15 protein-coding genes are annotated in these 21,405 nt (G+C 46.4%); 7 read left to right on the top strand and 8 right to left on the bottom strand.

The window, feature by feature from the left end:
- Positions 1 to 475: 475 nt before the first annotated feature.
- Positions 476 to 2,410 (top strand): glycosyl hydrolase family 18 protein, encoded by a 1,935-nt coding sequence (locus NSQ29_RS02010; RefSeq protein ID WP_341124259.1) that lies wholly within the window; start codon positions 476 to 478, stop codon positions 2,408 to 2,410.
- Between the two features lie 77 nt (positions 2,411 to 2,487).
- Positions 2,488 to 4,680: a glycosyl hydrolase family 18 protein gene (locus NSQ29_RS02005; RefSeq protein ID WP_341124257.1), complete on the top strand. Its 2,193-nt coding sequence runs from the start codon at positions 2,488 to 2,490 to the stop codon at positions 4,678 to 4,680.
- 118 nt (positions 4,681 to 4,798) lie between these two features.
- On the opposite strand, the gene NSQ29_RS02000 is transcribed toward NSQ29_RS02005, so the two are convergent.
- The 3 genes from NSQ29_RS02000 to NSQ29_RS01990 all read right to left on the bottom strand — a co-directional run bounded on the left by NSQ29_RS02000 (position 4,799) and on the right by NSQ29_RS01990 (position 7,489).
- Entirely contained in the window at positions 4,799 to 5,440 is a 642-nt protein-coding gene (locus NSQ29_RS02000) for an XTP/dITP diphosphatase (protein ID WP_076286053.1), read from the bottom strand.
- Position 5,441: 1 nt separating this feature from the next.
- A complete protein-coding gene (rph, locus tag NSQ29_RS01995; RefSeq protein ID WP_076286052.1) occupies positions 5,442 to 6,200 on the bottom strand; it encodes a ribonuclease PH in 759 nt (252 codons plus the stop codon).
- 164 nt (positions 6,201 to 6,364) lie between these two features.
- The gene (locus NSQ29_RS01990; protein WP_339248666.1) at positions 6,365 to 7,489 is read right to left on the bottom strand and encodes a GerMN domain-containing protein; all 1,125 of its coding nucleotides are present in this window, start codon (positions 7,487 to 7,489) and stop codon (positions 6,365 to 6,367) included.
- A 272-nt stretch (positions 7,490 to 7,761) separates the two neighbouring features.
- Here NSQ29_RS01990 and NSQ29_RS01985 point away from each other — a divergent pair, with 272 nt between their 5' ends.
- On the top strand, positions 7,762 to 8,370 hold the full coding sequence (locus NSQ29_RS01985) for a phosphatidylglycerophosphatase A family protein (protein WP_339798329.1): 609 nt from the start codon (positions 7,762 to 7,764) through the stop codon (positions 8,368 to 8,370).
- An 845-nt stretch (positions 8,371 to 9,215) separates the two neighbouring features.
- Here the strand turns inward: NSQ29_RS01985 and NSQ29_RS01980 are convergent.
- The 5 genes from NSQ29_RS01980 to NSQ29_RS01960 all read right to left on the bottom strand — a co-directional run bounded on the left by NSQ29_RS01980 (position 9,216) and on the right by NSQ29_RS01960 (position 16,454).
- Positions 9,216 to 10,298 (bottom strand): MBL fold metallo-hydrolase, encoded by a 1,083-nt coding sequence (locus tag NSQ29_RS01980; protein ID WP_341124256.1) that lies wholly within the window; start codon positions 10,296 to 10,298, stop codon positions 9,216 to 9,218.
- 39 nt (positions 10,299 to 10,337) lie between these two features.
- Positions 10,338 to 11,072 carry a class I SAM-dependent methyltransferase gene (locus NSQ29_RS01975; protein WP_341124255.1) on the bottom strand — a complete coding sequence of 245 codons (735 nt, stop codon included), beginning with the start codon at positions 11,070 to 11,072 and terminating at the stop codon, positions 10,338 to 10,340.
- Positions 11,073 to 11,226: 154 nt separating this feature from the next.
- Positions 11,227 to 12,918, bottom strand: a complete 1,692-nt coding sequence (locus NSQ29_RS01970; protein ID WP_042191334.1) for a glycoside hydrolase family 13 protein — start codon at positions 12,916 to 12,918, stop codon at positions 11,227 to 11,229.
- Positions 12,919 to 12,989: 71 nt separating this feature from the next.
- On the bottom strand, positions 12,990 to 14,639 hold the full coding sequence (locus NSQ29_RS01965) for a response regulator (protein ID WP_341124254.1): 1,650 nt from the start codon (positions 14,637 to 14,639) through the stop codon (positions 12,990 to 12,992).
- Positions 14,640 to 16,454 carry a sensor histidine kinase gene (locus tag NSQ29_RS01960; protein WP_076286046.1) on the bottom strand — a complete coding sequence of 605 codons (1,815 nt, stop codon included), beginning with the start codon at positions 16,452 to 16,454 and terminating at the stop codon, positions 14,640 to 14,642. It abuts the gene before it with no gap.
- A gap of 338 nt (positions 16,455 to 16,792) precedes the next feature.
- On the opposite strand from NSQ29_RS01960, the gene NSQ29_RS01955 reads away from it, so the two are divergent.
- From NSQ29_RS01955 to NSQ29_RS01940, 4 genes are all read left to right on the top strand, one after another.
- On the top strand, positions 16,793 to 18,157 hold the full coding sequence (locus NSQ29_RS01955; protein WP_076286045.1) for an ABC transporter substrate-binding protein: 1,365 nt from the start codon (positions 16,793 to 16,795) through the stop codon (positions 18,155 to 18,157).
- Positions 18,158 to 18,411: 254 nt separating this feature from the next.
- Positions 18,412 to 19,296 carry a carbohydrate ABC transporter permease gene (locus NSQ29_RS01950; RefSeq protein WP_042130723.1) on the top strand — a complete coding sequence of 295 codons (885 nt, stop codon included), beginning with the start codon at positions 18,412 to 18,414 and terminating at the stop codon, positions 19,294 to 19,296.
- A gap of 25 nt (positions 19,297 to 19,321) precedes the next feature.
- Positions 19,322 to 20,212, top strand: coding sequence for a carbohydrate ABC transporter permease (locus tag NSQ29_RS01945; RefSeq protein ID WP_081951192.1), 891 nt, complete (start codon positions 19,322 to 19,324; stop codon positions 20,210 to 20,212).
- Positions 20,213 to 20,564: 352 nt separating this feature from the next.
- A complete protein-coding gene (locus tag NSQ29_RS01940; RefSeq protein ID WP_042191342.1) occupies positions 20,565 to 21,386 on the top strand; it encodes a TerC family protein in 822 nt (273 codons plus the stop codon).
- Positions 21,387 to 21,405 lie beyond the last annotated feature (19 nt).

The raw sequence follows: 21,405 nt of genomic DNA, 5'->3' as shown, positions 1-21,405 counted from the left end.
TTCTGCATGAGTTTCCTTAAAAAGAGGACATACACCTTTTCTATCAAAGTTCACCTAAACAAGTATCCATGAATTAGAAAAATGTCCCCCTATATTACTGAATTTTATCCCTAGCATAATCGCTCTCTATGCTTGAAAATAAGAAATGCCTTCACCCATAAATAAGAAATTAATCCTAATTATTGAACTCCAAACCCACTCTTCTACTCACCCTACACCCCTTCAACAATGTTACATCTAGAAGTTTATCAAAAAGGAATCCTTAAAACAGCAGTTTAGAAAGCGCTTACGTATTGTGAGAGCTTTATGTGAACCGCTATTTTTTTGCTGCTAAATCTATGAAATGGGTGTCAGTAGAATGAGAGATATGCAAGGGTGAAGGTACAGGTGAATTTCAAATTATGGGAGGTGAAGGTAGGGTTTCTTGCCGAAAAGAATTTCGAACTACACATTGAACCTTGGAGGTATAAAATCAATGATATTCACGAAAAAAAGTTCACGTAAGACCTTTGCGATCGCGATGATCGCCGCGCTTGTTCTTACACTTTTTTCAGCCCTGGGTAGTAGTGCCAAAACGGCCAACGCCGCACAGGATTATAAACTGGTTGGTTATTACGCTTCTTGGGCCGCTTACGGGCGGGCTTACAATGTATCAGATATCGATCCTACCAAAATGAATGTCATTAACTACGCCTTCGCAGATATTTGTTGGAATGGCATTCACGGCAACCCTGACCCTACCGGCCCTAATCCGGTAACATGGAGCTGTCAAAATGAGCAAGCACAGACCATTAACGTTCCGAACGGCACGATTGTTCTGGGTGACCCGTGGATTGACACCGGAAAGAGCTTCGGGGATGACAAATGGGATGACCCCATCAAAGGTAATCTGAAGCAACTATGGAAGCTGAAAGAAAAGAACCCGAACCTGAAAACGTTGATCTCCGTTGGGGGCTGGACCTGGTCGAACCGTTTCTCTGATGTGGCGGCTACAGCCGTAACCCGTGAGGTTTTTGCCAACTCAGCGGTAGACTTCATTCGTAAATATAAAATGGACGGGGTCGATCTCGACTGGGAGTACCCAGTCAGCGGTGGGCTCGCAGGCAACAGTTATCGTCCCGAAGATAAGGAAAACTATGTACTTCTACTGCAAAAAATTCGTGAGAAGCTAAATGCTGCCGGTCAGACCGATGGCAAAACCTACCTGCTGACCATTGCTTCCGGTGCAGGACCGACGTACGTCAATAACAATAATCTTGCAGGTATTGCTTCCATTGTTGACTGGATCAATATTATGACCTATGACTTCAACGGGAGCTGGAATAAGACCACCGGTCACAATGCTCCTTTGTACTATGATCCAGCCGCTTCTGCATCAGGCTTGACCGAACCGCAAAATTTCAACGTCGATAAAGCGGTAACCAGCTATTTAGCCAATGGCGTACCCGCGAACAAGTTAGTGCTTGGTATGGGATTCTATGGCCGTGGTTGGGGAGGTGCTCCTGCCGCAGGAAATGGCCAATATCAATTGTCCGCTGGTATTTCGTCCACGGGTACATGGGAAAAGGGTAGTTATGACTTCTATGACCTCGAAGCTAATTACATTAACAAAAACGGCTATACCCGCTATTGGAATGACATTTCTAAAGTGCCTTATCTCTATAATCCAACGAACCAAACTTATATCAGCTATGACGACGTAGAATCTTTTGGCCATAAGATCAGTTATCTCAAATCAAAAGGCCTAGCGGGTGCCATGTTCTGGGAGACAAGTGGTGACCGGAACAAAACACTGACCAACAAGCTGAACGCCGACCTTGGCGGAGGAGTGATACAGCCGACACCGACACCAACTCCGACACCAACCGCAACAGCAACTCCAACACCAACGGCAACAGTAACTCCAACCGCAACTCCGACTCCTACGGTAACTCCAACGCCGACGGCTACTCCGGGACAATGCGCAGCGGCGTGGAACCAGACTGCCGTATATACTGGCGGCCAGCAAGTTTCTTACAACGGTTCAGTCTATGAAGCTAAATGGTGGACTCAAGGCGATCGTCCCGACCTTAGCGGTGCTGCTGGAGTCTGGAAATTCATCAACGTATGCGGGACAGCAACTCCGACTCCAACGGCAACAGTGGCACCAACCGCAACTCCAACACCAACGGCCACTGTAACACCGACAGCAACAGTAGCACCGACGGCAACTCCAGCGCCAACTGCAACAGTAGCACCGACGGCAACTGTAGCACCGACCCCTGGGAGTTCTAGCTGGATTGTAGGAATCGCTTACAAAACGGGTGACATCGTTAGCTACAACGCCAAAACATATACTTGCCTCCAGCCCCATACTTCACTTCAAGGCTGGGAACCGGCGACCACACCCGCACTCTGGAAGCTGAATTAAGACTCATTATTAACGCGAAAGGATCACCGTTCCTGTCTACTCTCACAGTCATATTATCCCTTTTGGAGGAATGTTAAATGAATATAAGTACACGTAATAGGCGAAGTAAATCCGCACGCTACATTGCGGCCTTAATGAGCGCCATCATTCTGCTTCCGCTTTACACAAGTGCAGGTGGATCGTCGCAAGTAGCCTTAGCAGCAGGGACGACGCCTACTGCTCCAGCTCCGGCTGCAGATCATCCGCGTAAAATTGTAGCTTACTTCCCGGAGTGGGGAGATCAGGAGAACAAAGGATTTTATACTGTCGACAAAATACCGTGGGGCAAAATCACTCACATTAACTATGCGTTCGCCAAGGTAAACCCTCAAACGAACAAGATTGATCTGATGGACCGTACAGCAGCTATCGAAAAAGACTACCCTGACCAATTAACTAATTTGCCGTATAAAGGACATTTTAATCAACTCGTAAAGTATAAGCAGTTATATCCCGATGTCCGCACCCTGATTTCGGTTGGTGGTTGGTCGGGTTCTGGTGGTTTTTATAACATGGCCAATTCGGAAACTGGCCGCGAGACCTTTGCCAACAGTGTTGTAGATTTTCTACGTACCTACCAATTCAACGGTGTGGACATTGATTGGGAGTACCCATCCGGTACTGGTCAATCCGGTAACCCGAATGACTTCGGTGTGGCTGAGCCGCTGCGCACAGTGAATTACAACAACTATGTTCTCCTCATGAAAAAGCTTCGTGAAAAGCTGGATCAGGCAGGCACACAGGACAATCAGAAATATGACCTAACCATTGCCGCAACCGCCTCCTCTTGGATTCTGGGCGGAATGAAGCTAGGGGAAGCCAACCAGTATTTGGACTGGGCGAACCTTATGACCTATGATTTCCACGGCGCTTGGAATGGATATGTTGGGCCGCATTCCGCCCTGTACCCGGATTCTCGTGATACTGAAACAGCTGCGCTGGGCACTCCGGTTCTGAATACCGACTGGGCCGTTCGATACTATTTGGGTACGCTTCCTCCAGAAAAAATCGTCATTGGAGTTCCTTATTACTCACGTGGCTGGAAGAATGTAAATGGAGGCATCAACAACACCGGTCTTTATGGTACAGCTCCTACAACCGGAGGGGGAGCCGACGGCGTATACGGAATCTGGAATGATCCTGCACCAGAGCAGCCGGCTGGCGCAAATCCAATCTGGCATGTGCTGAATCTGCTCAAAGATCCAGCGAACAAACGTTATTTCGATCCTGTTACCAAAACTCCATACTTGTTCAACGCAGACAAGAAGGTCTTTCTTACGTATGAAGATAAGGAGTCACTCGGCTATAAACTGGATTATATCAAGCAAAAAGGCTTGGGAGGGATGATGTTCTGGGAACTGACCGGCGACTACTCTGAAAAGAGTGATGGCACTTACACGTATGGCAACTCGTTGACCGATTTTGCCTATGACCAGCTTAAGACAGCCTCTCTGCCAGGTGGAACTCCGAAGCCACAACTACCTGCTCCTACGAACTTCAGTCTTAGCTTCAGTGGCGCTTACGATCATCCGAATTATACCTACTCCCTGAAAATAACGAATAACACAGGCGCGGATATCTCCGGTGGCTGGAAGCTGGAATTCGATCTACCGACAACAACAACCTTGACCTCTGCATGGGGAGCCGGTACTGTAGAGCAAATCTCTACGGATTGGGACTTTAATCGCTATCGTATTACCGGAACGGCATCCCAAACGATTGCAAACGGAGCCACATTGGAAGTTCCGGGCATGATGAAGCTGAATTTCTCGGGAGGTCCGCAGCGAATTACGCTGAACGGAAGCTCGTCCCAGCAGGAATACGACAAACTGTATGGAGGCATCACTCCAACGCCTACGCCTACACCTACGACAACACCAACTGCGACACCAACGCCTACTCCAACAGCGACACCGACACCAACTGCGACACCAACACCTGTGCCTACCGTAACACCAACACCTACCGCAACGCCGACACCGACTGTAACACCAACGCCGACTGCAACCGCAACACCTACTCCAACGCCGACCGTTGCACCAACACCGACTGCAACCATAGCACCTACGCCAACGCCAAATCCAGGAATATCTGCCTGGGTAGCGGGAGTCGCATACAAAGCGGGTGATAAGGTTAGCTACAACGGGTTAACGTATACATGTCTACAGCCCCACACTTCACTGCTGGGCTGGGAACCGACCGCTACACCCGCACTCTGGAAGCTGAACTAATTCAATAAAAATATAAGCCTAGCCTTACAAATCAAAAGAAGCTTGCAAATCAAGGTACACCCCTTGGATTTGCAAGCTTCTTTATTTCATCTCATATGCGACGCATAGAGGTTTAGGATTAGGAATTCAAGTCATCTGCAGCTGCCAGCTTCTCAGTCAGCGACCTTAGCGCAGTTCCTCGGTGGCTAATCCGCTGCTTCTCTTCGAGCGTTAGCTCGGCCATTGTCTTTTCATATTCCGCCAAGTAAAACAACGGATCGTAGCCGAAGCCTCCACCACCAGCAGGTTCGGATGTGATCCATCCCTCCACTGCACCTTCAGCGGTTAACTCCCGTCCTGAGCTTGGATCGTATAAGGACAATGTACAGACAAACCGAGCTGTACTTAGCAAAGGCTGTCCGGTATCCTCGCCCTGTTTTAGCTTCTCAAGTTCGCTAAGCAGCTTCAGATTGTTCTCTTCATCTCCTGCATTTTCCCCTGCGTAACGTGCAGAGTACACACCCGGTTGGCCATCCAAAGCGTCTACGCAAAGACCCGAATCATCAGCGAGTACCGGGATTCCAAGGGCGTCACCTACGGCTTTGGATTTTTTAAAGGCGTTCTCGGCAAAAGTGGCTCCGTCTTCCACCACATCGGGCAGATCCGGATAGTCGTACATACTTTTCACTGTCAGCCCTAACGGGGCAAAAGCATGCTCGAATTCGCGTACTTTCCCCTTATTCTTCGTCGCAACAATAAGAATACCGCCGTCAGACTTCATGCTACACCTCTTGGCCCGGCTGGCCGGAAGGGATTTTGAGAGCAATCGCTCCAAGCGCTTCTTTCTGCGCAGCAATCAGTTCATAGATTCCCTTCTCACCTAGACCCAGCAAAAGATCCAGCTCTTGACGAGTGAACGGTCTTTCTTCGCCAGTCCCTTGAAGTTCAACAAAGGCACCGCCGCCAGTCATAACTACATTCATATCTACTTTTGCTTTGGAATCTTCTTCATAATTCAAATCGAGCAGCGTTTTATCCCCTACAACACCGACACTGATTGCCCCCAAGAAATCTGTTATAGGAAACACAGGCAACTTGTGCTGAAGTGCAATTTTGTTAATAGCAAATGCCATAGCAACAAAAGCACCTGTAATCGAAGCGGTCCGCGTACCACCATCCGCCTGAATCACATCACAGTCCAGCGTAATACTACGCTCGCCTAACGCATGTAAATTCACTACGGAACGAAGCGCTCGTCCGATCAGCCGTTGAATCTCCATAGTCCGTCCGGTAAGCTTACCACGTGCAGCTTCACGCTGATTACGGGATTGAGTTGCCCGAGGAAGCATCGAATATTCAGCGGTTACCCAGCCTTTTCCTTGCCCTTTAAGAAATGGAGGCACTTTTTCCTCCACAGTAGCCGTACAAATGACTTTGGTATCTCCCATTTCAATGATCACGGAGCCCTCAGCATATTTATTCGTTTGGGTTGTTATTGTCAGCGGCCGTAATTGGTCGTCGTTTCGCCCGTTTGATCTCATCTTTTCTGCCTCCTAAATCGTATAGCTAAAAGTTTAGCGTGAGTCCCATTGCCCCGTCATAAATACCGAGTAGCACAATGCTTGGGACGTAACGTCTTTTTGAGCAACTTTTATTCTACCAAAGAGGAGGCACAAAAGCATCTTTTAAACCTTACAGGGTCATTCTATAACGGGATCTCATTCAAATATTCAGGTGCGGAAACAGGTTTGCTGTAGTCCACATTATCTGTATCCGTAATCGATTCCTTGCCGTTCAAGCGAATTTGTACCAGAGAATCATCCGAATTTTGCGCAACCGTCAGTACGACCGATTCCAGCATTTCAGCGGGTACACCTTTACCATCTGTGAACATGTCATCCGTCAAGGACACGGTAACTACACCGTTCTGCCCAGCATCAACGGAATCAAGTATCGTCCCCTGTGTCATGACCATTTCCAGCCCATTTCCGGATTCAGGACCTGCAATCAATTCGTTCAAAGCAGCAGTCAGCTGTTCTTGTCCGGCGGGTACAAATCGGGTTACAGGTACATAATATTGGATACCGTCAGGAGATGTTGTGGAAAAATAAACAGTAACCGCACTGGAGTTCATCAGAAGTGGACCTTGCTTCGGCAAGTTTATGCCCATTGTGCGGGTTAATGGACGATCCAGCGGAGTTCCTTGAAGCGGCATCTCTGTGAGCTTTTTACCATCTACCCAGAGCTGTACACTTTTAATGTCATCTTGACCGGTCAGCGTCCAAGTGATAGCTTCGAGGATTTTACGTTCCTCTAAAGGATCATAGTTATTGAATTCTTTATTAAATTCCACGACAGCTAAATTCGACTTCTTATCTACCGTAATATTTTGAACTTCCGTTCCAGCTGGAAGAACGCCTAGGAAGCCTTCAGGCACTGATGAGGCATATTCTCCCTTGCTCACTAATGCCATTAACGAGTTTTTGAGTGCGCTGGAATCTTTGCTCTTTGGCAAGCTTAGGGATACAGGAGCGAGTAATCCATTACCATCTTCCAAAAATACAGTTGTGCGATCTCCAGAAGCATTGCCCTGTGAAGTTTTGGTGCTGCCTTTAACCGCTGTCTGTGTATCATCCTGTGTCACAGGACCGAATACACCTGAATCCAACGTAGTATTTCCACTAGTCTGTAACATTTGTGCTTCAACCTCTGGTGGCGGAGCATCAATCGATGCCGATTCTGAACCAAACAGCCCACAGCCGGACAGTGCCAGTGGAACTGCGAGTAAGCATACTGCGGAGATTCCGCGGATTTGTTGCATAGGTTTCATCATTTATTACCCCTTTCAAGGTTAGATATCATTTGTACTGCTATGTATACGAGACCTTTGTCCAAAAAATAACAACAGCTTATCCTAAATTGTTGGAAAAGCCTGTGAACTACTTCTTCATCTCAAGTAGGGCCTGGATTTCAGTTCGCTGAAACTTCCCTCGCTGGACAAATACTTCCAGTAAACGTACAATCTGAGGTAACAACAGTCCTTAACATCATACTAACGTTTGCTGTAATGAAATGACTTACTAAACAACGAGGTGACTGAACATGGCTGATGACAAAATCGAAAAAATTCCGTACAGTCTGAACAGCAAGGCCGTCGCAGATGCGACCAAATTCTGGCTGAACAAGCGTGGAGTAACCCTGGAAGAAATCGCGGAACTCGTTATGTTCCTGCAACAGAAATACTATCCGAATTTAACGATGGATGAATGTATCCATAATGTAGAGATGGTGCTTAGCAAGCGAGAAGTACAAAATGCTGTACTAACAGGCATTCAATTAGATGTACTGGCAGAAGAGGGCAAGCTGTTCTCCCCACTTCAAGATATGATCGAAAATGATGAGGGATTGTACGGCGTAGATGAGATTCTTGCCTTCTCTATCGTGAACGTATACGGCAGTATCGGATTTACCAACTATGGCTATGTGGACAAGCTGAAGCCAGGCGTTCTTCAAAGGCTAAATGACAAAAGTACCGGACAAATCCACACCTATCTCGACGACATCGTTGGAGCCGTGGCGGCGGCAGCCAGTAGCCGAATCGCACACCGTAAGCAAGCGGAGCGCGAAATTGAGCTGGATCTGCCTCACACACCAGAGGATCGCGAAGAGGCCGCTAGGAAACTTGCGGAATATGATGAAACTCCGGAGTGAGTTACGGATGTGTCAAAGTGAGGAGTTTCAGATACATCAAATGAAACGCTGAAAGAAAACGCGATTGTTTCGTAAGCCCCTGCGGGCTGCTGAGACAATCGTTTTTTTGTGGGTAGCTGGCGAGGGGTTCTACGGTGGGGGTTCTACGGTGGTGGTTCTGCGGTGGCGGTTCTGCGGTGGGGGTTCTGCGGTGGGGGTTCTGCGGTGGGGGCTCTACGGTGCCGGTTCTGCGGTGGGGGTTCTACGGTGGCGGTTCTACAGGGCTCGTTGGCTACAGGGAAATCCTCCCTATAAAATAACGATTTTGGCTCAAATCCAGAGATTATACGGAATTCTTCCCTATAATCTCTATGAAAATCTCAATTTATAGCCAAATCAGTAGAATTATAAGGAGAAATTCCCTATAAACAGCTCTAGAATCATTAAACCCAAAATTACAGGGTGAAATTCCCTTTAATAGCTACCAACAGTTAGTTACTCTACCTACATAAGAAGCGTTTCGCACACGTTGTCGGACTCAGCAGACACTATACTCACTAATCACCCTTAATTTGAACACTTTCGGACTCCAGAGACGCTATTCGCTCAAAAATGACCAAAACCACTACTATGCACTAGTAATAACGCCTTTCCGGTCCGATACTAACCTCAAAAGCCCCAAAATCCACGAATAGCGTCACTTGAGTCCGAATACATACGCTAACGCATGAATATGGAAGCGATCGAAGGATGAATAGAGGGACGGAGGGACAAGGTTACTCAAATACAAAAAGAGCAGTCCCCACAATCAGGACTGCTCTTTAACAAGTTATACTTTCCAGTACAATTCGATCTTGCAAGATACGCTAGCTAATATGTTCTCCAACACTTTCAGCTGCGGCGAATAAATAACCGCCGTCTGCCTCCAGCATGACTGCCCGTCCCCGGCGCACTAATTCCGCCAAATGCGCCAGGGTCTCACTCATCGCAAAGCGCATCTGATGAACAGTCGTTACTCGGCTGCGAAACAGAAATTCGCACACCGCGAATCCGCTGAGCGGACCGCTGGTGAGCAGCGCCGCCGCTGTATCCAGCCGCTCCTCATGATGAGCGAGCAGGCTGCTTACCCGGTGCGCGAAACCAGCGAAGGGCTCGCGATGACCCGGGAACGCCATGCTGACCGGGTAGCTGCCCAGTTCCCGCAGCCCCTGAATGAACGTCTGCAGCGGCTGTGGATCGCTGCCTGGCAGCAGGCTGACATTGGGCGAGATCTGCGGGAGCACAGCGTCCCCACAGATCATAAGCCCGCTGCCAGCATGATACAGGCTCACATGCCCCGGTGCATGTCCGCCAGTAACAATGAGCTGCCATTCACGGTCGCCCATCTTGAAGGGCTCCGCCACATTGAAATAAGAAACGGCAGGCTGCGGCTCCACTTGGGAATTAAAGCTTTCCAAGTGGGCTTTAATCCCGTTCGACCACTGCTCCGTCATCCCATGCCGGATGAAATAATCCGGTAAGATCTCATTTATGCCTACATCATTGTCTACGCCATTTCCCGTATCTTCACCTGTATCTTCATCGATGTCATTTCCCAGATCTTCACCAGTGCCCAAGCCCCACATCAACCTTGCCTCCGCATGGGCGCGCTCCGTCATCCACACCCTACAACCACTCTGCGACTGCAGCCAGCCGGCTAATCCGTAATGATCGGGATGGTGATGCGTGACGACGATATCCCGTATATCCATCCACGACAAGTCCAGCTCCTGTAAAATCCCGAGCCAGCAATTCTCTGTATCCGGGCTGCGCGGACCCGGATCGATAATAGTGACTCTGCCATCTTCGTCCGAAAGAATATAGCTGTTCACTTGACGAAGAGGCGAGTCCATGGGTACCGAGACTTGGAGAATGTTCTTGTCCCATGAAGTAAGCTCTGCCTTAGACATGGAGCGTTCACCACCTTTAAATCTTTTTCCGGAAACCATTTAGGGACGTGTTCCACCAAAGATCATCCGCGTGGACCTTTCTGCATCATAAACCTCATCTTCATAGCTGCCATGTACAGCTTCGAGCTGCAAGCCCGCTTTCTCAATCATTTCCTTGAACTCCTCCAGTGAATAAAGCTTCACACGCTCATGATATTGACGAGGCGTAGGGTCATTCTTAGTGGTTAGAATGATGTCCTTCTTCACATAACCATCCTCAATCCGGCGTGACTCATCTATCAAATTCTCTCCGTCCTCAAGCGTAGAATGCGGCACCAGATGACGAATCACATGCGCAGGATTCAAAAAATCAATAACGAACTTGCCACCTGGCTTCAGCAGACGATAAATTTCACGCAGAACCTTTACTTGCTCCTCATCTTTTTCAAAATAACCAAAAGAAGTGAACAGATTAACTACGGCATCGAATCCTCCATCTAGTGGTAAATCACGCATGTCGGAACGGATCCAGGTTACCTCCTCCGCCCCGACTTGAGATCGAGCTTCACGCAGCAAGACCTCCGACAAATCCACTCCGGTAACCTCGTATCCTTCCTTCGCAAGTGCCAGAGAATGACGTCCCATCCCACAACATAAATCCAGCACTTTCGAACCTGGGGGCAGTCTCAGCCAGGCGATCATCTGATCTACTTCTTTACGTGCTCCACCGAAATCCCGGTGCTTATACACGATCAGGTAATCCTCTCCGAAGCTCTTTTCATACCATTCAGTCATGTTGTCTCTCCTCTCCTCCTACAGGCGTCATCCCGCAACTCCACTTCATGTATGCTAATGTATCGCCATTGTACAGTCTTTTGCTGACAAACTCAAAGAAGAGTCATCATCTTGACCTCTTGGGCTTTAATGACAACTCTTATTGAAACTTCCTTTACACACGCTGCTGCAAATATACCCTTGCTTCATAAGGACGAAGCTTGAAAGAACGAATATCCTGATCTTTTGACTCCGGGTAATTACTGATTAATAACTCCAGCTGATCGGGATCGAACCCCGCTGGCCATTCGAATTCAGGCTCTCTATCAAAAAAATTCAAAATAACCAACAATCGTTGATCCTCTAAAGTTCGGGAATACGCATAAATCTCAGTATGCTCTGCAAGCAGTAGCTCATATGATCCGTACACGATCACCTTGTATTTTTTTCTTAACGCTATCAGCTGTTTATAGTAGTTGTAGATAGAATCCGGATCTTTAACCGCATTGCCAGCGTTAATCTCCATATGGTTGGAATTCACTTCAATCCAGGGTGTCCCTGTTGTAAAGCCACCTGCATGTCCATCGTCCCATTGCATGGGGGTACGGGCATTGTCCCGGCTTTTATGATGAATCGCAGACATAATCTGCTCTTCTGGAACACCGTTTTTTCGCTTTTCTTCATAATAATTAAGTGTCTCCACATCCCGGTATTCATCAATGGAATCGAAACAAACATTCGTCATGCCGATTTCTTCTCCTTGATAAATATAAGGTGTGCCTTCCAGCATATGAATAAAGGTCGCAAGCATTTTAGCCGAAGGAATCCGGTAAAAGAGATCGTTCCCGAACCGAGACACCGAACGCGGCTGATCATGGTTACATAAATAGTTCGCATTCCAGCCTCTCTCATGTAAAACTGTCTGCCAGCTACTCATGATCTTTTTCAGTTCAAGTAGACTCCAGGGAACCACATCCCATTTCCCACTACCCGGCGAAGCGGCATCCAGAAACATATGTTCAAACTGAAAAGTCATATTCAGCTCCCGGCGTCCGTCACCTACATAATCCAGCGCCTGCTCTGGTCCGAGTCCCGAAGTCTCTCCTACCGTCATAATATCGTAGAAATATAACACCTTATCGTATAGATTCTGTAGCAAGGTATGCACATCCTCCAGATTGGAGAACATACCGTAGGCCCTTACCGTAGGTGTTCCGTTCGGGTTGTCTGCATCTGGATACCCTTTCGTCTTCACGATATGTGCAATCGCATCAAAACGAAATCCATCCACACCCTTCTTCAGCCACCACTCCACCATTTCATGCAGCTTATCAATGACCACAGGATTCTCCCAGTTCAGATCGGGCTGGTATTTGGAGTAGAGATGTAGATAATATTCATCCGTCCGCGGATCAAGCTCCCATACCGAGCCACTGAAATAAGACTCCCAGTTGTTCGGGGGGCCGCCATTTTTACCTTTTCGCCAAATATAATAGTCCCGTTTAGGATTGTCCTTCGACGACCTGGATTCTACAAACCAAGGATGCTCATGTGACGTGTGGTTCAGAACCAAATCCATCATCAGCTTCATTCCACGTGCGTGCAACTCCCTGAGCAACCGGTCAAAATCATCCATCGTACCGAATTCCTTCATAATGTCACAGTAATCACTGATATCATACCCGTTATCATGGTTAGGTGATTTATAAATAGGACAGACCCAGATCACATCTACACCTAGATCCTGTAAATAATCCAGTCTGGATATAATACCTTGCAAATCTCCGATTCCATCTCCGTTACTGTCCATGAAGCTGATCGGATAAATCTGATACACGACGCTTTCTTTCCACCATTTGGGGTTCATAACTCGGTTACCTCCTATTTAGCTATATGTAGAGTTTAACCACACAGAGCCTAGTAGATAACAAATCCCCCCTACTTCCCTAATCCCTTTTGATATTGTGAAGGTGTAAGTCCAGTCCATTTTTTAAAAGTAGCACTGAAGTGACGCTCTTCACCGTACCCTACCAATTTTGCAACGGCGTACATCTTTAGATTTTGGCGGAGCAGCTTTTTCGCTTCTTCTACCCGGTATTGGTGCAAGTAATCGAGAAAATTCACACCAAGCTCCTGACGGAAAAGTGAGCTTAAATAAGTATTAGAAACATAGGCTTCTTTCGCGACATACTCTAGTGTCAGATTGGTATTGTATTTATTGCGGATGATCTCCATAGCAGTGACTACTGTACGATGGAGTGGACGATGTTTAGAAAAAGCCTCCACCACATTCTGCATGACCTTATTCAAAATCGTAGACAATTCTTCCAACGTCTCTATCTGTGGAGCCTGCTCCATCCAATTGACCAAATGCTGCTTCCATTCGAAGCCAGCGACTTGTTTTTCCTGCGCGAGTCTCTTTAATCGAACTACAAAAGCAGTTGCCCGAATATTCACTTCTTGCTTAAGACATCCCGGATTGCTACGAAAACGATCCAGCCATTTCTCCAGCAGATCGAGTGCGAGCTCATTACTCCCAGCCCCCACCGCCACAAGCATTTCATCCTCCAGCACATTTAATTCAGAATCATCTAAAATCCCGATTTCCTGTGGAGCGCCACCTATTACTCCCGTTCCTTCTGTATAGTAATAGACACCGCCTTTTCCATTCAAAAATCGCGATTCCATCGCCTGAAGGGCTTCTTTATACGACAGATGCGCTTCAGAAATATCCGAACGACAGGAGCCAACGGCAATACTGATTGACAGTTTGAGATATTTCTCCAAATTACTCTGCAGCTTCTCAATCTGCTCTTTCAATTGGAGGGGTGCTCGGTAAGGCTTGCGAGAATCGGTTCCGGCTAATCCGCTGCCAATCCATAGCAAGTTATAGCCATCATGAAAAGTCTCTATTTTTCCTCTATAGATAGGAGACAAGGTCTCACTGATAATATTTAACGCTGCGTAACGTAGAAGTACAAAATCCTGTCCTGTTCCTGTAGCAGAGGGTGGGTCAAAATCAAAGCTGACCAGACCAATTTGTGGTCCTTCAAAGCCAATCGCCATAGATAACTCGCCGATCAGCTCCTGTCGCCGTTCTAGCGGAACCGGGGGATGATAAACCCATTGAGACAGAACCTGGCTTTTGACAAGCGGTGCATTTTTATGCCAAGAACGATCTCTTTTAAGCTGTTCATCCTCCTGATTCCGTTGTCTTTCAATAAGTTCCTTGGCCTTCAGTACCGTCTTCAGAATTTCCTCAGGTCGGCATGGCTTCAGCACATAATCAACAACACCGAGGGAAATCGCTTGCTTCGCATAAGAGAACTCGTTATATCCGGATAAAATAATCGACCGGAAGCCGTAACCTCTACGCCGTGCGACTTCAATCAGCTCGAGACCACCCATTTGTGGCATACGAATATCCGTTAACAAAAGATCGGGCTGTTCATTCTCCATCAAAGCCAGCGCTTCACTTCCGTTCCCCGCCTCACCCATGACCTCAATCTGATGTGACTTCCAATCAATCATATTCACAATGCCCTCACGGATCGTATCTTCGTCTTCAGCAATCAGCAGCTTCATCATTTATGGCCCCTCCACAGTGATATGAATAATAATACGTGTGCCTGCCCCTTCCACACTCTCTAGTTGTAAAGAAGCTCCTGCAAAAAATAAGGCCAGTCGTTCCTGCACATTCATGAGCGCAAATCCTGTGCGTCCAACATTGTCTTCCTCAGGTAAAGAATTTCCCCTTGCTAAACGTTGATGAAGCTCTAGAAGTCTATCTGCCGTGATCCCTGCACCATTATCCTGTACCTCAAGCACAATAGTCTTCTCTATACGGTAAGCTCGAACGGATATCAGCCCGCTTCCAGACAGCGGCTCAATCCCGTGAATCACTGCGTTCTCAGCTAGTGGCTGCAGCAGCAGCTTTGGTACTGTGAAATCCTTGATACTCTCATCCAGAGAAATTTCGAATTCAAAACGCTCCTTAAAGCGATTTTTCTGCAGGAACAAGTAATTGGTCACCAGCTCTACTTCCTGCTCCAAAGTAAACGTATCCCGTCCATCATTTAAGCTCAGTCGGAACACTTGAGAGAGAGAATATACCATATCGGCAATTTCTTTATCTCCCTTCTTCTCGGCTTCCCAACAAATTGTATTTAACGTGTTATATAAAAAGTGCGGCCTAATTTGAGCTTGAAGCGTTTTCAACTCTGCCTCCTGTTGCTTCATTCTTGAGGCGTATACATCATTGATGAGCGATTTAATCCGCTGCACCATTAGATTATAACCATGCCCGAGTAAGCCGATCTCGTCATTTCCTTCAAAAAATACCCGCTGCGTAAAATCACCTGTCTGCAGTCTGCGCATCGAACGGGAAAGCTTCTTCAGTGGTTTCGTGATAGCGGCAGCTGCCAGCCAGGTAACCATTAGGCTAACTACTAAACACAGAACAGCAATCGTCATCGTGACCTGTAAAATCTGACCGAGCTCTTTAACAAGCTGCCGCTTGGAATGAGCCACCACCACATACCAGCCTGTCGTCTCCGACTGCAGATGCGACACAATCCACTGTTTATGATCCGCTGTAGATTCCAGCCTTTTTTTCACAGTCAGCTTAGGGTCGCTGTCCGCAAAATACGGAAGTTCCAGATCTCTTTTGCCAATCCAGCTCGGATTCGAAGCCGTAATAATCAACCCATCCCGATCAATCACGAACATATCTACATCATCTTCAGCATTGTCGAGATATTGGCTCCCAATCTTCCCTGCATCCACACCGATCACAGCGAGTCCTGCCGGCTTTAAGGTGTAAATATTCATGATGATTCTGGAAAGCACAATCTTATGATAATGATCGCCTACAAAAATGCCGTCAGTCGGCCTGGAGAGTCCAAAGGTTGGGCTACCTGCTGCTTTAATAGCTTCTTTATAATACGAGGTTTTGATAAAATCTGAGTACTTCATACCTGTCGTCAATCCTGCCTGATTCGCAGCAAAAGGCTCTGCTCCATTGTTATCGTCTAAAGAATACAGAATCAGCGATTGAATTGAATTGCCTGCAACCATAAGATTGGTAACGGTCTTAAATACAGAATTACGTTCCTTTTGTGCTTCAGACGATGCTAAGAGCCGCTGCACACTTTCATCCAGAAAGAGTGTATTCGAAAAAGATATCATACCCCGTACCATCTCATCGATCTGCTCTGCTGTTTTTTTGGTAAGATGATCCTGCGACTGCTTCATTTTCTCCACCACCTGCTGTGAAGAGATCTGATACGAGTTCCAGCCCATAGCGAATATGGTCACCAGAAGCAGGGGGACGAACCATAACAACAGCTTAAATTGGAGCGGAAGATGGCGATAACGGCTGACTAAGCGAAAGTTTCGATTCATGAGAACCACCTTCTTATATAATAGAAAGATGTGTAAAGCAAGTATAACTGAAATCATTACACCCTGAACCGGCTTTTTACATTCGCTAAAAAATGCCTACATCATTCTTAAATATGAACCATGTTTCTATTAGCCAGAAACTCTTAAGATGAGGATGCAAGCAAAAACGCCTTCGACGTCTCTTATAGACGGTCAGCGTTTATGCGAGAAATATAAGGATAATGTATAGCGTGAAACTTATACATTCTTATATTTCAAGAAGAAACGAGGTTGTCGTCTTCCTTGATGGATAACAATCGTTTCTTCAAAATACATCATTCTAAAAAGGTGGGTTTTTGATGAAAAGTAAAGGAATCAAGCTAATGCTTATGAGTCTAATGCTTCCAGCTCTGCTTGCAGGCTGTGGTGGCGGAAATAACAATGCGAAAGCTACAAACGCTCCTGCAAATGACAAAGCCGAAGCTACTGCCGAGGCCACAGCGAACGCACCAGCCGAAAAAATTACACTGAAGTTCTTCACCGCACTTGCGGATCGGGCAAACGGTTCAGGCAAGGTGGAGCAAGACATTATCGACGCTTATATGAAAGAGCACCCTAACGTCAAGATAGAAGTGGAAGCGCTTCAAGATGAACCTTATAAATCAAAAATCAAAGTATATGCTTCCAGCAATCAGATGCCTGATATCATTCAAGCTTGGGGTCAGCCTTCTTTCCTGAGTCCTCTGCTCGATAATGACTTACTGCTTGAACTGAACAGCGCTGACTTCGAAGGTGATCAGTTTGTTTCTGGTTCCATGGACGGCTTCAGCAAAGATGGCAAACTGTATGGATTGCCACGTAGTGCCGACTATATGGTTATGTTTTATAACAAAAAAATCTTTGCTGACAACGGCATCGAGGTTCCAAAGACTACCGCTGACCTGCTCGCAGCTGTCAAAACATTACGTGCAAACAAGATTAACCCTATCGCTATGAACGGTATGGATGCATGGACACTGCCAATCTGGTATGAGTTTGTTGCTCAACGTCAAAATGGTGATTTTAATAAGATGGATGAAGCTGTTGCTCGTAAAATATCCTTTAATGATCCTAGTCTTGTTGCAGCTGCAACTGAAATGCAAGATTTCGCAAATGCTAAAGGTTTTGCCGACGGCTGGCTGACCGCCGATTACGGTGCAGCGCGTAACTTGTTCGGACAAGGACAAGCCGCTATGTTCTTTATGGGCGCTTGGGAGTCTGGCCTAGCTACAGATGTGAACTTCTCTGAAGAATTCCGCAATAATGTAGGCGCATTCGCCTTCCCTGGTTCAGATAAAGGTAAATCAACGGATGATGCTGCTTGGTACGGTGGTGGATATGCAGTAAGTAAAAACTCCAAGCATCCTGAAGCTGCTGTTGATTTCTTGAAATATTTCTTCGCTCCTGAGAACTGGTCCAAGATGTTATGGCAAGCTGGCGCGGGTACACCTGCGCAAAAATTCGATGAATTCTTGACTGGTAATGAAACTCAACTCCAAAAAGAACTAGTCGATGTCTTCAGCTCGATGACCTCTTCTAGCGGAACTCCGCTACAGGATATTGGTAACGACGAGTTCAAGCAAAAGGTAATGGAAGCTCACCAAAGTTTACTCTCCGGTGCTATGAATACAACGGAATTCGCCAAAGCGCTTGACGCTGCATCTGATAAATTGGCTGGTAAATAAACTCTAATACTACTAAGTACATGAATGACGGCGCTTCTGATTTAACATCATAAATAGTGGCGTACAACCCCCGACTTCCCCCAGAGGTCGGGGGTTTGTTGTTTGAGCATAAGCACCTTCGACATTAGAGAAAATTATCATTCCATAATTTAAAAAATGTGTACAATCATCTGAAATATACGGCATGTTCCAGGGTCTGGCTTCCCGTTACGATGGTAGTAGATAGATTACTCTTTCAAAGGACGGAGATTTCCATGCACAGAGTGTTAAGCGACAAAAAAGCGATATTCCTACTCATCGCACCCGGGCTATTCCTGTTTGCTTTTATGATTTGCATCCCTATCTTCATGAGCGCTTATTACGGCTCTACGGACTGGGGCGGGATCGGCAAGTACAATTTTATCGGCTTTGATAACTATCGCGAAATCCTATTTCATGACAAAGTATTCTGGACTTCGCTGGGCAATGCCCTGTTACTGACCGCTGCCACTGTATTCTTACAGCATCCCTTTGCTATTCTCATAGGGATATTCCTGACCAATTCCGGTAAATACGAAAAAATATTCCGGACGATCTTTTTCATCCCCGCGGTAATTTCTGTTGTAGTTACAGCCAAGCTGTGGAGCGGGATTTTCCATCCCAATTACGGATTGCTCAACAAGTTGCTAAGTGGCGTGGGGCTGGATTCACTCACACATGATTGGCTTGGAGATCCGAAGACAGCGATCTGGTGCATCATCATCGTTGTAATGTGGCAAGGCTTTGGATACGCACTGCTGCTGTATTATTCAGGTCTGCAAGGCATTCCAAGTGATCTAAGCGAAGCCGCAAAGATCGATGGCGCAAACAACTATACCCTCTACACACGCATCATCATCCCGTTGCTTTCGCCTATGATGCGAGTTGCCATTATCATCGCGGTTACAACCTGTCTTAAGCAAATGGAAACCGTGTTCTTAATGACCAACGGTGGCCCGGCTAATAGCACGCAATTCTTAGGAAACTACCTTTACAAAACCGCCTTCTCATCGTCGCTATACGGCTACGGTAATGCCATATCCATCCTATTTATTGTGTTCTGCCTTGTACTGACCGTAATACTCAACAAGGTTCTGAAGAAAGATATCGGAGAGTTTTAGAATCCCTGTAACCGGAGGAAATCATATGAATAATTCATTAGCACCTGCCGCTTCGCCCCTCAATCTGAAGCTTCATAAACAGAAGCGCAGTAAACCTACAACTGGCAAAATCCTAATGATGTTGTTTCTTTGTCTCATTGCTTTGATTCAGTTATTTCCGCTCATCTGGCTGATCGATTACTCCCTGCTAAAGAGTGGTGATTTTTTCGGAAGCTCTTTTCTGAAATGGCCATCCCCCCCGCAATGGGAGAATTATAGAAACGCTTTTACCTATGGGCGTGTACCACGCTATTTTGCCAACAGTCTTATCATTACAGTAATTACCGTTGCGCTGTCCGCACTAGTGTCACTAATGATGGGGTATGCGTTCACCCGTATGAAATGGAAGCTAAGTGGTATCGTGTTGTCACTTATCATGATGGGCATGATTATTCCCATTCACGCGACACTGCTGCCGAACTTTATCCTGTTTAACAAGCTCGGAATGCTGAACAATATGTACACGCTGATTCTGCCTTATTCGGCTATTGTCATCCCAATGAGTGTGCTCATCATGACTGGATTTCTAGAGACTATCCCTCGTGCGATTGAAGAGTCGGCGGTTATCGATGGCTGCGGCATTTACGGTGTGATCTTCCGCATCATCTTCCCTATTACGAAACCCGCACTAGCTACCATCTGTGTACTCAATTTCATCAGCACATGGAATGAATTTATTATGGCGAACACCTTTCTCACCTCGGAGGATCTCAAAACCATTCCATTCTCCATTATGAAATTCGCCGGAGAATATTCGTCCAACTACGGTGCTCAGTTCGCTGTTATGACGATCATTGCGATCCCAACCATCTTGATCTATCTGCTCTTCACAGAACAGATGACAAAAGGAATTACCGCCGGGGCGGTTAAGGGCTAACACAAAAAGGAATAGATAACTCTAGCTTTATTCCTCCAACATTTTATTGACATTAACTTTCAACTCGTATATGATCTCCTTAGGCAAAATCACAACGAATTAAATCAAAAATTTAATATATCCCGTAAAGGGGAGTAGCTGTTAAATAAAGTCGTCAATACGAGAATATGAGGATATTCTCCGGCTTTATTGGCAATTCAACATTGTTAGCGAGACCTTTACCAATCAGGTTAGACCTTTATTCCAAAGGCTAATCTGTTTGGTAAAGGTCTTTTTTATATAAAAATGGTTAAAATGGTAAGGTAAGTATCTTTTAGTAGATATTTGCATAAGAAAAGGGAGGACAACAGTAATGGATTGGGGATTATTATTAGAGTACGGCTGGGTATTACTAGTTCTTGTAGCACTTGAAGGACTACTAGCCGCAGATAACGCACTGGTATTGGCAATTATGGTTAAACACCTTCCTGATGAGGAAAGAAAAAAAGCACTATTCTACGGATTAGCCGGAGCCTTCGTGTTCCGCTTCGGTTCACTATTTGTCATCTCTTACCTGGTTGATATTTGGCAAGTACAAGCCATCGGCGCACTTTATTTACTGTTTATCGCGGGGAACCATATCTTCCGAAAACTATTAATCAAGAAGCCCGTTACGGATGAAGCAGCTGAAAGCGGTACGGACGGCGCAGTCAACAAAAAGAAATCCAGCTTTTGGTTTACTGTCTTTAAAGTAGAAGTTGCTGACATCGCCTTCGCGGTGGATTCCATCCTAGCCGCAGTTGCACTTGCGGTTGCACTACCTGCAAGTGGTCTTCCAAAAATCGGAGGCCTTGACGGTGGACAGTTCCTCGTCATCTTTGCCGGCGGATTTATCGGATTGGTCATTATGCGTTTTGCAGCTTCCTTCTTCGTTAAGCTGCTTCACACCCGTCCAGGTCTTGAAATTGCAGCCTTCTTCATCGTAGGCTGGGTCGGCGTTAAGCTCGCAGTCATTACCTTGGCACACCCTTCACTTGGTGTTCTTTCCGAGGATTTCGCGCATAGTACCATTTGGAAGGTTACCTTCTATGTTGTACTCGTGCTCATCGCTGCAATCGGTTGGTTTATGAGCAGCAAGGTAGAAGAGAACGCTAACGAGAATCCAGTTAAAGAAGTAGATAAACAGCTCCATTAATTGTATTTGAATAGCAAAA

This window comes from Paenibacillus sp. FSL F4-0236, assembly GCF_038000135.1.
Taxonomy (GTDB): domain Bacteria; phylum Bacillota; class Bacilli; order Paenibacillales; family Paenibacillaceae; genus Paenibacillus_AQ.
Note: the sequence above shows the minus strand (reverse complement) of the source record. Positions and strands in the feature narration are given on the sequence as shown.

Coding starts and splice junctions, on each gene's coding strand:
- NSQ29_RS01975 (WP_341124255.1), bottom strand. CDS start 11,072: ATGACTGAATGGTATGAAAAGAGCTTCGGAGAGGATTACCTGATCGTG.
- NSQ29_RS01945 (WP_081951192.1), top strand. CDS start 19,322: ATGAATAATTCATTAGCACCTGCCGCTTCGCCCCTCAATCTGAAGCTT.
- NSQ29_RS01985 (WP_339798329.1), top strand. CDS start 7,762: ATGGCTGATGACAAAATCGAAAAAATTCCGTACAGTCTGAACAGCAAG.
- NSQ29_RS01940 (WP_042191342.1), top strand. CDS start 20,565: ATGGATTGGGGATTATTATTAGAGTACGGCTGGGTATTACTAGTTCTT.
- NSQ29_RS01955 (WP_076286045.1), top strand. CDS start 16,793: ATGAAAAGTAAAGGAATCAAGCTAATGCTTATGAGTCTAATGCTTCCA.
- NSQ29_RS01970 (WP_042191334.1), bottom strand. CDS start 12,918: ATGAACCCCAAATGGTGGAAAGAAAGCGTCGTGTATCAGATTTATCCG.
- NSQ29_RS01960 (WP_076286046.1), bottom strand. CDS start 16,454: ATGAATCGAAACTTTCGCTTAGTCAGCCGTTATCGCCATCTTCCGCTC.
- NSQ29_RS01950 (WP_042130723.1), top strand. CDS start 18,412: ATGCACAGAGTGTTAAGCGACAAAAAAGCGATATTCCTACTCATCGCA.
- NSQ29_RS02000 (WP_076286053.1), bottom strand. CDS start 5,440: ATGAAGTCTGACGGCGGTATTCTTATTGTTGCGACGAAGAATAAGGGG.
- NSQ29_RS01990 (WP_339248666.1), bottom strand. CDS start 7,489: ATGAAACCTATGCAACAAATCCGCGGAATCTCCGCAGTATGCTTACTC.
- NSQ29_RS01980 (WP_341124256.1), bottom strand. CDS start 10,298: ATGTCTAAGGCAGAGCTTACTTCATGGGACAAGAACATTCTCCAAGTC.
- rph (WP_076286052.1), bottom strand. CDS start 6,200: ATGAGATCAAACGGGCGAAACGACGACCAATTACGGCCGCTGACAATA.
- NSQ29_RS01965 (WP_341124254.1), bottom strand. CDS start 14,639: ATGATGAAGCTGCTGATTGCTGAAGACGAAGATACGATCCGTGAGGGC.
- NSQ29_RS02005 (WP_341124257.1), top strand. CDS start 2,488: ATGAATATAAGTACACGTAATAGGCGAAGTAAATCCGCACGCTACATT.
- NSQ29_RS02010 (WP_341124259.1), top strand. CDS start 476: ATGATATTCACGAAAAAAAGTTCACGTAAGACCTTTGCGATCGCGATG.